At 40.6% G+C, this 16,082-nt stretch carries 5 protein-coding genes; all 5 read right to left on the bottom strand.

Going from position 1 to position 16,082, the window contains the following annotated elements; all coding sequences use genetic code 11:
* Positions 1-81 precede the first annotated feature (81 nt).
* From M1F05_RS10155 to M1F05_RS10135, 5 genes are read right to left on the bottom strand one after another with little or no spacing between them, the layout of a single operon-like run.
* A complete protein-coding gene (locus M1F05_RS10155) occupies positions 82-2,937 on the bottom strand; it encodes an RHS repeat-associated core domain-containing protein (RefSeq protein WP_206086048.1) in 2,856 nt (951 codons plus the stop codon).
* Positions 2,938-2,972: 35 nt separating this feature from the next.
* On the bottom strand, positions 2,973-5,822 hold the full coding sequence (locus M1F05_RS10150) for an RHS repeat-associated core domain-containing protein (protein WP_206086047.1): 2,850 nt from the start codon (positions 5,820-5,822) through the stop codon (positions 2,973-2,975).
* 25 nt (positions 5,823-5,847) lie between these two features.
* Positions 5,848-8,712 (bottom strand): RHS repeat-associated core domain-containing protein, encoded by a 2,865-nt coding sequence (locus M1F05_RS10145; RefSeq protein WP_206086046.1) that lies wholly within the window; start codon positions 8,710-8,712, stop codon positions 5,848-5,850.
* Positions 8,713-8,747: 35 nt separating this feature from the next.
* A complete protein-coding gene (locus tag M1F05_RS10140) occupies positions 8,748-11,630 on the bottom strand; it encodes an RHS repeat-associated core domain-containing protein (protein ID WP_206086045.1) in 2,883 nt (960 codons plus the stop codon).
* 13 nt (positions 11,631-11,643) lie between these two features.
* A complete protein-coding gene (locus M1F05_RS10135; protein WP_206086044.1) occupies positions 11,644-16,041 on the bottom strand; it encodes a SpvB/TcaC N-terminal domain-containing protein in 4,398 nt (1,465 codons plus the stop codon).
* Positions 16,042-16,082: the final 41 nt, after the last annotated feature.

Genomic DNA, 16,082 nt, shown 5'->3' with positions numbered 1-16,082 from the left:
ATGCAGCACAAGCGGTGATGCTCGCCAAACAAGTTGCTAACCCCAATCTCACTTATTTTTTATCCAGATTGAGGTTAAATTTTAGATAGAAGTGCGTCGAGCTTTGCGGGGTTTATACCATGTTTGCCCATCTGCATTAAGCCCAAACCCCCAACTTGTTAGTGATGCTCTATGACCAAAAAAGCCTGACTGATTGATGAGTTTTCGCGCTCGCATGCTTTTATCAAATGGGCAACTGGAGCGGATCCAACTGACAAACATACCAGGGCCTGTACCATCGACTGTAATATTGCGGCGCATATGTGGAATTAAACGCTTTCCTTGCCACATGAGAACTGACCAAGGAATATTAGGGTAATAATAATTCTTTTTAGCCGTCAAGGTATCAAATTTGCTTTGGGGCACAACGTCAAGAAAAGGCTCTACCCCATTATGCGTATAAAGATAGCGAATATAACGCATTACACTGTGTAGACTAAATGCATTCTTTTTGGCTGCAATAACGGCATTACCTAAGGCAGTTTTTCCTTTGTAATCCCTCCCATGATGAATTAGCAGATCGGGAAGTTCGTCTTGGTTGTCTAAAAGTGGTCTAATTTCCCCAATTGGGCCATCGACCATAACATCAATATCCATATATAACCCACCAAACCGCCTTAAAATACCGATTCTTAACATATCTGATGCAGCCGCATAATTCGCATAGGTTGTATTAGTCGATTCTCGGTTAATCGCTGCTTGATATTGATAATCAAATGGGGCAGGTTTTTGAACATTGATAACATTGAATATCGCTTGGCTATAACCTCGTTCAATGAGATTATTTTTCAACTTTGTTGGGTTATCACTCCACAAATTAATCTGATATTGAGGGTTATTATGTTTAAAGCTGGCAATATTACTGATGCCATCAGCGGGAAGTTCTTTGTGACCAAGCCAAATATAATGAGCAATTTTAGGGTATTGCCCTTGTTCGTCATAATATGTCATTGGGTTATTGCGCGCCATACGGTATAAATTATTCCCGTCAGCAGCACCCAGAGGGTCAGCACTCAGCCAGCGCCCAATCCATGGTTGGTAGTAACGGCGACCATAATAATATAACCCTGTCATATCAAGTTCCTTATTACCATAGTGCCGCGTTTTATAACCTGCTAAAGAGGTATTATCTGCCAACCAAGTTGCTGTTCCGCCATAAGGATAATATTCTTCTTGGCTAAGGATATTTCCTTCGTTATCAAGTTCAATTCCTTGGTTTCCCGTTAATGAACTAAGTGAATAATGCATGGCATTATTGGCAACCCCTTTTGGCTTGCCACATTCCCAATGTAAAACTTGAAACTGTACCCCAATCAAGCTATTAACCGTAATCACTTGTAATATTTCATCATCGTTGCGATTTCTTAACTCTAAGTTCGGTAAATATATCACTTTCATTTTTTGTCCCGAACGTTCAGTCACTTTCACTGTTCGTTGGTATTGATGGTCATAACAGTAATGTTCTATAGCGTCAGCGCTTTTGACAGAGCGAAGTTCCTGGTGAGTTGTCCAGTTAAGGTGTTGGCCTTGAAGCAGTGTTTTCTGTTGCCCCGCTGCAGTAAATAACTCATCGACTTTTTCTGCGCTTGAAGCCAATTCGTTTAATACTGCGCGATTACTCTGATTGCTAGTGATTATTTGTGTTGAATAACGTTGGTTTGTTGCGGGTGAGCGATGGGAAATTTTCGTTAAATTACCGCTATTATCATAACAATAAGTACGGAAATATCGCGTATAGGTTGCATTATCAAACGAAAAACAACGGGAAGGTGCTGAAGATTGGTAAACTTGGTTTGCCATTTCACGCCCAGACGCGCTGACTAATTGATACAATGAGTCATACTGAAACTCTTGTCTTGCCTCAACTTTTTGGTTGTGCCAAAAACGTGTTTGCCCCGCCTGATCACGAACACAAACAACATTGCCCACGGGATCATACTGATAAATTAAGTCTTGAATTAATTTAAACCCCAATAAATGATCCGTTGGCCTTTGGGTTTTCACACGAACTAAATATTGAGTCTGTGCTTCATATTCGTAGTTTGCAACAATGCCATTACCGAGTTCTTCACTGGTTTTCAAACCTGAAGGAGAATACTGTATCTCTTTTGCAACCCACCGCTCTAACGCGTTTTTAATTTTTAAGCTGTAGGTTTTTAATTGCCCTGCAATATCATAAGATTGCCGATGTTGATTGCCCTTAGTGTCTTCAGTCACTAAGTTTGCCCCTGTTGCATCCGTGATGCAATAACTGACAAATTGGCTAACCGCAAGTTGTTCCTCCCTTTCATCAGTTTGCCAATCCACCTCATATTCAGCATCTTCAGCATGTTGGATTAAACGTCGAGTTTGTGAAATCGCTTTTCCCAATAATGAGACTTGGTCTAATTGCAATAATCCTACCGTATCGTAGTGGAAAATGCATTGGCCGCATAAATTAATATTTTGATAAATAATGGAATTATCCGCATATTCGAAACATTCGGTTACTCGAGTCTTTCCACCAGCCAATTTTTCTTTTAAGCACAATGGCCTACCTAAGGAAGTACTATCTTCATAGTCATAAGTACGGGTAACACCATTAGCATCAATACTCACTAATAATCGACTCTCTATATCGTTAATCGTCACCGTTTGTCCGTTATCTACGCCTTCACTCACCAATACAAGGCCTGACAAATCTGCTTTAAAACGAAAATTGAAAGACGTTTTCTCCTGTAAACGAGGATCACTTATCCCAAGCAGAAATCCACGAATATCAACTGACTGAAAGGTGAGTCTTTCATCTGTTATTTCGGGGGTCTCTGGGTGGCGATAATACTCAATTAACCGAATATTGAGCCCGCGATTATCAGTAATCGTTATTGAAGGTGTTTTCCCCATTGAAAATTCATCCATTTTTCCTCCTTTAAAAAACGTTTAATTTGACCCCATTAGTTAAGCCGAACATTAGACACCGTCGTTGCCTTGGATTTTAATTTCTTAGGAACAAGCATTTGAGGACGGTAAAATAACGAAATTAATTGGTCAAAACTGTCATTGGTTGAGGTTTCATAAACACTTAACTGTGACTCAGAGGAAAGCAAACGTGCTGAGTCCACGATTCTTAAAGCAAGTGCTGTTCTAAAATCTTGAAATGAATACAACGTGTTAATCGCACTCTCTGCGATCGTTTCACTTTTTAGTGCGGCGACACCTGATGAGTCATCAGGAAAGCGTGCTGTTAAACGTTTTATATCCGTTTCTCTGCGATAAAAGTCCAAGGTATCATTGATAGCCATATGGCTATAATTCATATACTTATAGCCCGTGATATCATCTACAGAAGTGACGTACAGGTTATCACCGAATTCACTCCGTGTTTTTCCGCGCACTCCTCTGATCCCTAATGAGAAAAAAGCAAAATCAACCGTTTTCAAGTTCAGTACATCGCTTGGTGTGGTATTGGTTTCACACGCAGATAAGATCCCTTTCTTGATGAGCTCATTTCTTGAACGAAACGTTGCACGGTTATGGGGTTTAAGAAATTGTTGGTCTGAAAAATGCAGTAAGGTGAAATCTAGCTTAGTAAAGTTATCAACAAAACCTCTCTCATCATCACTCAGGTCACCTACCTTAGTCCTAATCTGAACCATATTTTCCTGAGTATGCGCAAAAAATGTCTCTAAGTTATTAAAAACAGGGCGATAGCTATTATTATCTAACCATCGTTCACCTAAAGACATAATCTGGTAGCTCTGGTTGGCACGTGATTTTGCCCGGTAATTATTATACTGCTGGTAATATCCTACAACGCGGTCAATTGGGTTAAGACCATCATTATCTTGGTATTTTAATGGGTTATTTCTCGTCATTCTAAAAAGATTTAAACCATCGACTGTTCCGCCAGGGTCTGCACTTAGCCAACGACCACACCATGGTTGATAATAGCGATGACCGTAGTAATATAACCCTGTTGCATCAAGTTCTTTTCCTGAATAGCGTATCGTTTTGTAATCCGCTTCAACGTCATTACGTACAAGCCATACTGCAGTCCCTCCATAGGGGTAGTATTCTTCTAGGCTAATTAAGTTACCTTGGCTATCTAGCTCTAATCCGCTATTGCCATTAAATGAATCAATAGAATAACGTATTGAATTATTATCTATTTCTTTGGGTTTTCCTTGTTCCCAATGCAAAACCTGAACCCGCATTCCATTGGTTTCATTGATATGGATAACCTGAAGTTTCTCTTGATGGTTAATATTTTTTAGTTCGAGATTAGGTAAGTAAATGACAGTCGCTATTTGTTGATTATGTTCGGTGAGTTTAAAAATTCGTTGGTGGTCGCTACCATAACGGTATTGTTCGTAAATCGTTTCCCCCCTCATACTCAGTAATTCTTGACGTACAGTCCAATCCAGCGTTTGGCCCTTCATTAATTGCTTTTGCTGTCCACTCTGCGTGAAAAATGCATCAACATCTTTAGCTTCCATCGCCAATGAATAATCTATTGCGCGGTTACTTCTATCACTGACCGTCATTTTTATTGTATAGCCGCTATGTATTGCTGGAGTGCGATGGCGGGATTCGATTAAATTACCTGATTTATCATAATGATATGTGCGATTGTAATAGGTGTACATTGAACTATCGAACATAAAACGTTGAGGAGATGCATGCCTTTGCTGATTAATATTCGCCATTTCGCGGCCTGTTACACTCACTAACTGATACAGTGTATCGTATGTAAACCTTTGTTCAGGCTCTATTTTTTGATTTTGCCAAAAACGTGTTTGCTCTGCATCATTACGAATACATAATATATTTCCGACGGGGTCATATTGATAACGCAAATCCTGAAAACATTTAAAACCCAATTCGTGATTATTTGCTCGTTCAGTGCTAAACCGAATAAGCCGTTGTGTTTGTGGTTCATATTCATAATATGTCACAACACCATTTCCCAATTTTTCACACAGTTTTTGCCCAGCTGCGGAATACTCTATTGATTTGATCATGCATTGTGTAATCTCGCCTTTTATGGTTAACCCACAAAATTGTAACTGCCCTGCGATATCATAATGTAAACGCTGTTGATGCCCCTTTGCGTTTATACTAAGAATGTTAGCCCCAGTTGCATCATTTTTTAGTTCTGTACAAAAAGGCTCAGGATTTAACATCCCATCTCGGTCATTTGTATTCCAGTTAACATAAAAATCTTGATTATCAAGTGATTGAATTAACTTTCTTGTAATGTGAATTGCCTCCCCAGTGAGAGAGATTTGGCCTATTTGCAATAGCCCAGCCGTATCATAGTGACGAATACATTGACCAGACAAATTAGCATTTTGCTCGTGAAGTGAGTTCCCTGCATATTCAAGGTAATCACTAATACGCTCCCCCTGCTCGGCAGTTTTTTCCCAAATACACGTTAACCGGCCTAAAGACGCTGACGTTTCATAAACAAAAGTACGCCATAAATTATTGGCATCAAGACTTAATAACAAACGTCCTGCAGAATCATTAAGAACCCTCACCGTACCGTTATCTATTCCCTGAGTTTGCAGTGAAAACCCCAAAAGGTTATATCTATAATTGAAATTAACTTGTTGTTTTACATATTGCCGCGGGTCAGCAACGGTTGCTAAGAAACCATGAGTGTTAAATTGATAAAACTCAATACGCTCCTCGGTCTGCTCTGCAAAATTAGGATGCCTATAATAGTCAATTTTCCGGATTTTATTTCCTCGATTATCCCTTACAACCACTAATGGTGTTGATGTAAACAAAGACAAATTCATATTATTTTCCTTTATATTCAAATCATTAATGAATATTCATTCTCTGCCCTTGTACAATTCGAGTATTCTTCGAATGTAATTTTTTCGGGACAAGAATTTGAGGGCGGTAAAAAAGGGAAATTAAATTATCGAATTCTGCGTCTGAAGTTGTTGAGAAAACAATTTGTTGCGAATGTTTGTTGAGTAATCGCGTTGATTTGACGATGCGTAATGCAAGTGCTTCTTTAAAATCACTATACGGATAAAGCGTATCACTGGGTTTTGTTGCAATTTTTTCATGAGTTAATGTTGCGGCAGCACACAGATCACCTCGAAATTTGTCAACAAGCCTACCTTGTGATGTCATTCTTTTATCAAACAGCATCGTATCATTAATTGCCATATGCCCATATTTTAAATACTTATAATCACGCACTGAATTTAGTGGGGTAACATATTTTAAATCACCAAATCGGCTACCCATTTTCCCTGTCACTCCCTCAACACCGAGAGAGAAAAAAACAAAATCTTTTGTTTTTAAACCCACAAAATCGAAATCTGTGGTGTTCGTGTGGTCAGAGCGGATCAGCATTTTGTCTAGCAAGCTATCTCGGGAACGAAAAACGGCATGACTACCACGTTCTAAAAATCGTTTATCTGTGAAATGAATTAAGTCAAATTTTAATTCGTTGAAATTATTCACAAATTCTAACGAATCGCCCCTGATTTCACCCACAGCAAGGCGTAAATTCTGCATATTATCCTGCGTCATTGCATTGAAAGAATCGAGGTCCATAAACGGGATTGAATCATCATCGCGTGAAACCCAATCTGTACCTGTCGACATGATTTTATAGCTTTCATTGGCTCTTATTTTAGCCTTTTCATCAATGCGCCGATGATAATATTCAACAATTTGATTAAACGGGTTTAGCCCATTATTATCTTTATATTTCAGTGGGTTATTCCTTGCCATTCGAAACAAATTCAATCCATCGACAGTTCCACCAGGGTCGGCACTTAACCAACGCCCACACCATGGCTGATAATAGCGATAACCATAATAGTAAAGCCCTGTTGCATCCCGTTCTTTACCTGAATAACGATGTGTCTTATCTTCCCCTTCAAGCGCACTGCGTGCTGCCCATATTGCAGTTCCACCATAGGGATAATACTCTTCATAACTCATCAATTGCCCTGATTGATCCAGTTCTAAATCACCACTCCCCGCTAACGCATTAATACTGTAACGTATTACGTTATTTTTAATTATATCTGCCCTTCTGTTTGTCCAATGCAAAGCGCGAATAGATGCAATTCCCGCATTCCCTACAACAATCAGTTGTAGTTGCTCTGCTTCTTTTCCATGAATTTGTTTGTAACGCAATTCTAAGTCGTCTAAATAATAGGTTTGGTAACTATTTGATTTTTGTTGGCTAACCTTTAAAACACGCTGACTATTCGAATCATAACGATAATGTTCATTAACCTCTCCCTGATAAACCTGTCGTAATTCTTGCCGCACCGTCCAGTCAAGGCATTGCCCTTGAAATAACTGTGTCTGCTGTCCGCTTGGTGTAAAAAAGTGGTCAACTTCATCACTGTGTGCAGTAAGTGAATCGAGAACAGCGCGATTACTGTGCGTACTTGTGGTCATTGATTGGGTATAGCATTGGTTTGTCGCAGGAGCTCGATGGTGGATCTGTATTAAATTGCCACTGCGATCATACTGATAGGTACGAAAATATTGGGTGATAGTCATACTGTCGAACGAACAATATCTGGGTAGTTTGGTCTTTTCCGTGATATTGCTTGCCATTTCACGCCCTGATGCACTCACCAATTGATATAAACTATCATAGACAAAGCTTTGTTTCGGCTCTATTTTTTGGTTTCGCCAAAAGCGTACAGGTTCAGCATTATTGTAAATACAAACAATATTCCCTACGGGATCATATTGATAACGTAAATCTTGTAGGCGTTTAAAACCGAGAGGATGGGCTACTGGTCGCTCTGTTCGAGAGCGAATTAAACGTTGGGTTTGAGGTTCATAATCATTCCATGAAACCACTCCATTCCCCCATTCCTCTCGCACAATATTTCCATTGGCGGTATAAGTGATGGATTGAACGAGAACCCGTTCGGGCTCACTCGAAATCGTTAGCCAATGCCCTATACACTGCCCCGCAATATCATAAAATAAGCGCTGCTGATGGCCTTTCGCATCCTGCGTCAATAATATAGAACCTGTCGCATCATAGGCCTTTTGATTAACAAAAATCTCTTGCGAAAGCGTATTATCCATTTCACCCTGCCGCCAATTTGCAATGACTTCCGCATTCTCGGCATCTTGAATAAAACACCGAGCAGTTGAAAGCGGCGATCCCGTGAGGGATATTTGGTTCAGCTGTAATAACCCTGCGGGGTCATAGTGGGAAATGCAGTGTCCTGCTAAGTTGTTTGCCTGCTCTACAGGAGAATTACCTGCATAAACAAAATAATCACTCACAATAGTGACAGCGTCACGTTCTAGGCAACGAATTAATCTCCCTAACGTGTTTTTACCCTCGTAATCACACGTACGCCAAATATTATTAGCATCAATACTGACTAACAAACGCCCTTCAATATCATTTAGCCGTCGTACCTCACCATTATCAACGCCATTTGAATAAAGTAGTGTTCCCAACAGATCATAGTGATAGCAAAAATTAGCTTGGACATGAATATGTAAACGTGGGTCAGTACTTTTGTACAAATGCCCTTTTATATTAAACTGCTGGTATGAAATTCGCTCATCAGTCATATTCAGTGCATTAGGGTGTCGATGATATTCAAACGTTCGTATATTTAGTCCTCGATTATCAACAACATCGATTGTTGGTGTTTTTGTTGACAATAAAAAAGTCATGTTTCTCCTTATATTACAAAGAAATTAATTACCTCCTAACATGTCCCCATGAGTTCAGGCCTATGCTGAATTGATTTTATTGTGGTATTTTTTGATTTTAATTCTCTCGGAACGAGAAGTTGAGGACGAAATAATAATGACATAAACATATCAAACTCTTGATTGCTCTGAGTATTAACTATTCGGCTATATCCTGCTGGAGAAAGTAACTTTGCAGAGTTGATCATCCTTAACGCGATTGCTTCTTTAAAATTATGGTAGGCATAGACCGTTTCGCTAGCTTCTTTAGCAATTCTTTCTTCTTTAAGGGTATTGCCATCATCACGACCAAACGTACGCCCTAAGCGCCTTGAGAATTGTCGCGTGTTGTAGTTTAAAGTGTCATTAATCGAAATATGTGAATACGGCATGTATTGTTCGTTTTCGACACTATTTAAAGGGGTATAATATAATTTATCGCCAAATCGGCTAACCTGCTTACCTTCTGCCGCCTCAATACCTAGTGAGAAAAAAACAAATTCCTTTGTTTGTAAATTCATTTCATCTGAATAGCTGGTGTGATTATGTGTGTAATCAATAATATTATTATTTCGTAATGCGACTCTTGACTTAAATGTGACCTCGCCATTAACCATAAAATCCGTCTTTGACGCATGAAGTAATGTAAAATTCAATTTGGTAAATCGTTCAACAAAACTTGATTCCGCCTCATTCAATGGTGAGGTAACCTTGCGTAAGTACTCAATATTTTTATGTGTGACCCGATCAAAGCTCGCTTTATCATTAAAACGATTGTTCCAATAACGGCCATTAGCCATGAAAATATAACTATAATCTGCATTTTCTGCCGTTTTTCTTTCTGCTGATCTTCGCCTTAACTCTCTGACCCAATGTAATGGATTAAGCAAATGAAAAGGAAATAGGCCATTAGGGTCATGATAGTTGATCGGGTTATTACGAGACATTCGGTAGAAATTCAGCCCATCCACCGTTCCCAAGGGGTCGGCACTTAACCAACGACCAACCCACGGTTGGTAGTAACGGTAACCATAATAATACAACCCAGTCTTATCACGTTCTTTACCTGAATAACGTCGTATTTTATAATCAGCTTCTACCTGATTACTTGCCAACCAAACAGCTGTACCGCCATAAGGATAAAACTCCTCCTGGCTGAGAATTCGCCCCTCTTCATCTAACTCTAAACCCCCATTACCAGCCCAAAAATCAAAACTGTAACGCCATAAATTATTCTTGATACCATCAGGCGCGTTATCCTCCCAGTGTAAAACGTGCACTTGAACATTATCTTCCCCCCCGATGTTAACGACCTGTAAACGTTCTTTTATGATGTCATTTCGTTGTGTAATGTTGACTTCCAAATCCGTTAAATACCTTGTTTGGACACAAGAATGATCTTGTTGACTCATTTTGAAAACACGCTGACTTGCGCTGTCATAACGATAATGTTCATTCAAGCTTAGGCTGGAAACATGTTGTAACTCCTGACGCGGGTTCCAATTGAGATATAGTCCTTTCATCAGCTGTTTTTGCTGGCCATTTAAAGTGAAAAAATCATCAACCTGGTTTGATTCCGTGGCTAATGACTTACTGATGGCACGGTTACTCTTATCGCTTACCGTCATTTGTATTATATAACTTTGATTGGTGGCAGGAGAGTGATGATGGATGTTGGTTAGGTTTCCTCCTCGGTCATAAACATAATGCCGAATATATTGGGTATAAGTTGCATTATCAAAAGGCACATAGTGAGGTATTTGATGATGTTGTTGCCCAATATTCGCCATTTCACGCCCTGTAGCACTAACCAGTTGGTATAATGAATCATATTGATAGCACTGTTCAGGGGGGATTTTTTGGTTACGCCAAAAACGTGTTTTTTCTGCATCATTACGCATACTTGTCCTATTTCCCACAGGATCATATTCATAATGGATATCTTGGAAAAGTTTGAAGCCTAGTGAATTAGTATTGGGTCGTTGTGTTTTGACGCGCAATAAACGCTGTGTTTGTGGCTCATATTCATACTGTGTGAGCACATGATTACCCAATTCTTCTTGCTGTTTTTGCCCTGATGCTAAATATTCAACCGATTGAATCACCGAACGCTCTTTTTGACCATTAATAGTTAGCCAATGATGTTTAAGTTGCCCAGCAATATTGTATGCGTAGCGTTGCTGATTGCCTTTCGCATCGATAGATTTCAGCAAACTCCCTGTGGCATCAACGTGTATTTGATAGCCATACTCTTCCGTTTCAAGTTTTTGTTTTTCTTCATTATTCGTCCAATTAACATCCGTTTCCCTCTCTTCAATTTTCAGTATAAATTGACGAGTCGTTAACAACGGCTTCCCTTGAAGGGAAACCTGTTTTAATACTAATAACCCCGCTGTGTCATAGTGACCAACACAGGCCCCTGCCAAATTTGCTTTTTGTTCGTCAATGGAGGAACCTGCATAAATAAAGCATTCGCTGATATAAGGAGCTTCGTTATTTATTTGTTCCGAGATGCTAATAGGACGGCCCAACGTCATTTTGGCCTCATATTGGCAAGTTCGACGAATGCCATTCGCATCAATGCTAAATAATAAACGTCCCTCAATATCATTTAGCGCAACGGAATCTCCCACATCAACCCCATGAGTGAACAGAGTCTCTCCCATTAAATTATAGCGGGAAATCATGTTGTTTATCTTGCTTGAGCCTAACCGAGGATCAGCTGAACTGACTAAATACCCCTGTATGTTTAACTGCTGTAATGTGACTCGTTCATCAAGATCTGTAGGTTGCTTTGGTTCCCGATAATACTGTAGATGGCGAATAGTCAAGTCCCGGTTATCCGTAACTTGTATTGTGGGTGTTCCTGCATGAAAAGACATGTTTACGCTTTTTTTCATCGTCTCCCCCTGTTTACCCTTCTAACGTATCATTTTCGTCTTCTTCAACTGTAAACCACGGGAATATTTGAGTACGCCGTAAATAATTTTTAGCCGTTAATACTTGGCTAGCTCTTCCTAGTGGGTCGTAATAAACCGTATCGGCATACAAATCACTCCGGCTGCTAGCATCACTGACATAACGCCAGCTATTGAGGAAATAAGGTTGATAAGTTCTGACGGCAAGACCTTTGTTGTTGTATTCTGTTTTTCCTGTTACAGCCCAACGAGTTGATGTAAAGCGTTCAATTAACTTTCCTTGAGGATCACACTGAAGAGCCCCTGAATCATCACGTATATAAGCATTTCCAGCTTCATGGCGTATAGACGTTTGTAACGATCGCCCAAAACCGTCAAAAAAAGCCACTTGTTGGCGTAGCTGCTGTTCAGGGTCATTATCATAACGGTCTGTCGTAATCGTACAAAAATGCGGTGGAATACGCATACCCGTCGTCAAAGCGACAAATGGTTTTTGCTTTAATGCACAAGACCTTCGCAACCGACGTAGCGCTAAAGAACCTATTTTGTTCCCTATTGTTATTTTAAAATCCTGAGGTAAATCATGTGGTTTATCAATTTGATACATCCAGCTATCATCACAGTAAACAATCGCTTGGGAAACAGGGGTGCCTTTTGGCAAACTTAGAATGTCCTCAACAGTTAATGGTGCCTTAAAAGGTTTATCTGACGGGGGGCTATAACCACACGGTAAGCCATTTTCTGTTCCCCAAAAACGTGTAGACGTGACTCGCCCTAGGGCATCTAATGCGGCATGACTTTGGTTATTATTGATATCTTGAATTTGAATTGGCGTCATAAACCGATAATCATACTGTGCATATGTTGTCATGCCTGCAGCATCTTCCATCGCAGTGATTACACAGTAATGTTGACTCCAACGATAATGTGTTTTTCCCGTCAATAACGTCGTTCGAGTCGCCAATGGCCGCCAAAATTGTTTTGCATCACCATAATCGGTGTAACCTTGACGAGCACACCAAACCAACTCCGTGGAATGACCCAATAGCTGTGGCGCTTGGGTATAGCCACCTTTATATAAATATTGAATAAGCTCCTCTTTTCCAATATGTCCATCAAATGCTTTTAATGCTTGTTCATCTAAAACTGCGGTTTCGGTATACGCCACGAGAACAGGGAAAATAGGCTCCACAAACTCGCGTTTACCATCGGTATAAACGATCCGCTGTTGACCTAAGTACGCCGAAGCACGATGTTTACCTAATAGGCCATTGTTAGCTATCAACGTTTCAAGCGTAATCCCTTCTTTTGGCACCTCTGTGGCCACAAATTCAAATGCATCACTACGTTGACAATCCGCAATACCTAAAACATAAGTATCAGAGGAGATTAATTGATGCCATCGCGATTGTTTTATCACTAAGCGTAAAATAGTTTGTTGTTCATCATAGCTACTTCCTACAGTGGTAGTTGGAAGTGTCGTCGGATAAGGATCACTTGCTGGTTTTAGTCTACGAGGGTAAGCAATCGTGACTTCCTTAAGGACTGCCCCATATAAATCCTGTTCAACAACAATGGATTGAGCACATTGTGGATCAGAGATAATTCGCTCGTAGGTATAAGTTCTTTCTTCTATTTGTGAAACTTGGGTGACATATTGAGCCGATGTGGAGGGGAGTAAACGCGATTGAAACCGAAATTCTACAATATTATAGGGAACATGTTGTTTATCACTCCCGTCTAAACCAAACACCTCAGTACGTAGCGGCATCCCCTTTAAACTTCTGGAAAGCCAATATTCCCCCCCATCAGGAAAAGTATCCAGTGATATATCTTTGTCATCAACCCATTGGCTGTAGCGTGGATATAAATGGTCAAATGCGTGAGGATCTCCTTCCCAAAAATAGTGATATTGCTGTTGGTCAACCGTTTGATTTCCCGTTAAAAACCAGTTTTTTGTTAGGGTTGGAGCAGTACGTTCGGGAGCATTCCCTTGGGCTCGCTCATCAGTATCGAGCATTTCCAAGTAACCAAAACCACGAAATTCACGTTCAACACCATCCCAAACCCCTTGCTCATAACGGATACTGCTGATCAAACAGTTTTGCGTAATTTCATCCACGCTTTGTGTCTGCCATAAAACATGGATAGGGAATGGAAGATGCGAAACTATAGGTAAGCCCATTCTCTGCAACTTAGCTTTTTCATCGAGCCAAAATTGTGCAGAACTTCGATACCTCAGTGACGTTTCAGCCCCCATATTGTTGTTGATTGTGCTTAATAACCACGCTTTTTCCGAGGCAAAATCCAATTTCCAGTGATAAGGGGCTTGATGTGGAACAGTTAAGATTAAGCTAACTACCCCCATACCCGTCACATCTGCAGCTTGCAACAGGCATGTATTATCAAATTGCACCCCTGTGGGTAACGCGATGACATAAGGTTCACTAAAGCGATTACCCGCTTCATTGCTATACACTAAAAGTTGTGTCGGTTGCACATAAATTAAGTCAACATAACCAGAGCCATCCGTATCAACAAGATAAATAAAATTTGGATTGAATAAGGCTTTTGGCAAACTAAAACCGTCGAGCGTGCGTGGGGGACTAAATTGCCCATAACCTAAATTTGCCCAGCAAGTGACCCCTCCGGCATTAATTTCGACCAAATGCTGTTGGCCTGATCCTAAAAGATCACTAAACCCGACTAATGTTTCTGCATTGGCAATCGGTAAAACCACTCCCTCAGGTTGTATCGTGAGTTCACCCGCCGAAAATCCCTCTCTGTTATTGGCGTAAATACGTACACTTTTCGGGCCTATTAAAACAAGGTCTATGATACCGTTACCTGTTAAATCAATAAGTTGTGATCTAGAGTGGAAGTATTCCGTCGGAAATGCAGAGATGGGAATAAATTGAGTCCAGCGACTATCAGGCTGTTGACTGTAGTAACCTTCAAGACCAGGTTGAGCAATAACCCAATCTAATTGGCCATTCCCAGTAAAATCCATCAAAACCGCATTTTGTTTCAAAGAAGGCGTTTGCACTAATGCAGTGGGTTCCGCATAACTCACCGCATTTTCCCCAATGGTGGCATCCCGCTCAGGGGAACGGTACCACCAAGCTTCAGGCGATTGATATAAAATCCCCGAAATTCCTTCACCAAATAAATCAACCAGTTGATATGACTGCTGTGAATTGAAATATTGTAACGCCGTGAACTCCCCCCATTGACTCGCTTTAGGGCGTTCTTGATGTTGATAATCAAATTCTAAAGGCGCTCTGGTAACTATTTCCCCTCCAATTTCATGCCCTATTTGTTTTACAGCCACCAGCGTGGTTAATGTAGGCTGCAAATCATATTCAAACACCACTCTGGCGACGAGTTCAGGTGGCTGTTCAGAGGCAGTTGCGCCTGACAATAAATCGACCCGATGAAACATCAGAACTTGTTGGCAAAGGCGACGTGTTCTTATTTCAAAACCATATTCAAACCGTGAAAAACAGTCAGGCCGGCACAACCAAAGTGATTGCTCATGATAATCGGGCTTATCTATATCGATGATGCTGCGCTCGCCATAATCAAAGATGGCATGAAACAACCAACTATTTTCTTGAATAGGGGTATCTCTTAGAATGAAAGGCGTTTGTGCTGCTTGAATGTTGCCATACGAAACCTGCCATAAGTAACGTTGTGCCCCCACACTTGCGGAAGAGAGCGCTTGCTCTTGTTCATCACAGTTAGCGATATTTTCGGCCTTATACTGATAATAAACATGTTCTCCAGTGGGCGTAATGGTTTCCTCAATAAGCCACTGTGCAATTTGGTTGGTATTTTCAGCGCAATAAATACGCGCCTGTTTCGTCTTACCTAAAAAATGGATATTTCCATCAGGTGAATAAATAACCCAGAAAGGCTTTTCCTCACCTTCACTACTCGGTTGCCAATATTCTAAGCGGCTATTATCTTCAATCACTCTCGGTTGATACGTCGTCACTAAATGTGTCGATGATAGCGTTACACCCTGTAATTGTGTGCGTCGTTGAACATCGGCAGCGCCTAATGTATTGACCGCTATCACTAATAGCTCGCCTGCTGGCGACAAAAACTGATCCTTTCCTGCGTAACGGGGAATGCCATGTTGTGTTCTGAGGCTAATTGATAACAGCCCTACTTGCCAGCCTAAACCAAAAGCGCCATTCCCAGCTCCACTGCTATAGGATAATAAGAGAGAGGGGGAATAGGTTCGCCCCGAAGATAAAGGAAGTGGAATTGACATTGATGACATACCACTTGGGCCTGCACTTGCAATGTTCTCCCCCATACCTTGGCTAGTTCCACCACCCTTTGGGAGCGATAATGGCGCAATATTAACACCAGATTGTTTTTCCATAGTATTTTCCTGACAGGCAGTCTCCTGCCTGTACTTCCATG

Origin of the sequence: Providencia sp. PROV252 (assembly GCF_033676005.1) — a bacterium.
GTDB lineage: Bacteria > Pseudomonadota > Gammaproteobacteria > Enterobacterales > Enterobacteriaceae > Providencia > Providencia vermicola.
The sequence above is the reverse complement of the archived record's forward strand: the minus strand, read 5'-3'. Positions and strand labels throughout refer to the sequence as shown.

Excerpts from the sequence above, each read along its gene's own strand:
- M1F05_RS10155 (WP_206086048.1), bottom strand. The coding sequence starts at position 2,937 with ATGGATGAATTTTCAATGGGGAAAACACCTTCAATAACGATTACTGAT.
- M1F05_RS10150 (WP_206086047.1), bottom strand. The coding sequence starts at position 5,822 with ATGAATTTGTCTTTGTTTACATCAACACCATTAGTGGTTGTAAGGGAT.
- M1F05_RS10145 (WP_206086046.1), bottom strand. The coding sequence starts at position 8,712 with ATGACTTTTTTATTGTCAACAAAAACACCAACAATCGATGTTGTTGAT.
- M1F05_RS10140 (WP_206086045.1), bottom strand. The coding sequence starts at position 11,630 with ATGAAAAAAAGCGTAAACATGTCTTTTCATGCAGGAACACCCACAATA.
- M1F05_RS10135 (WP_206086044.1), bottom strand. The coding sequence starts at position 16,041 with ATGGAAAAACAATCTGGTGTTAATATTGCGCCATTATCGCTCCCAAAG.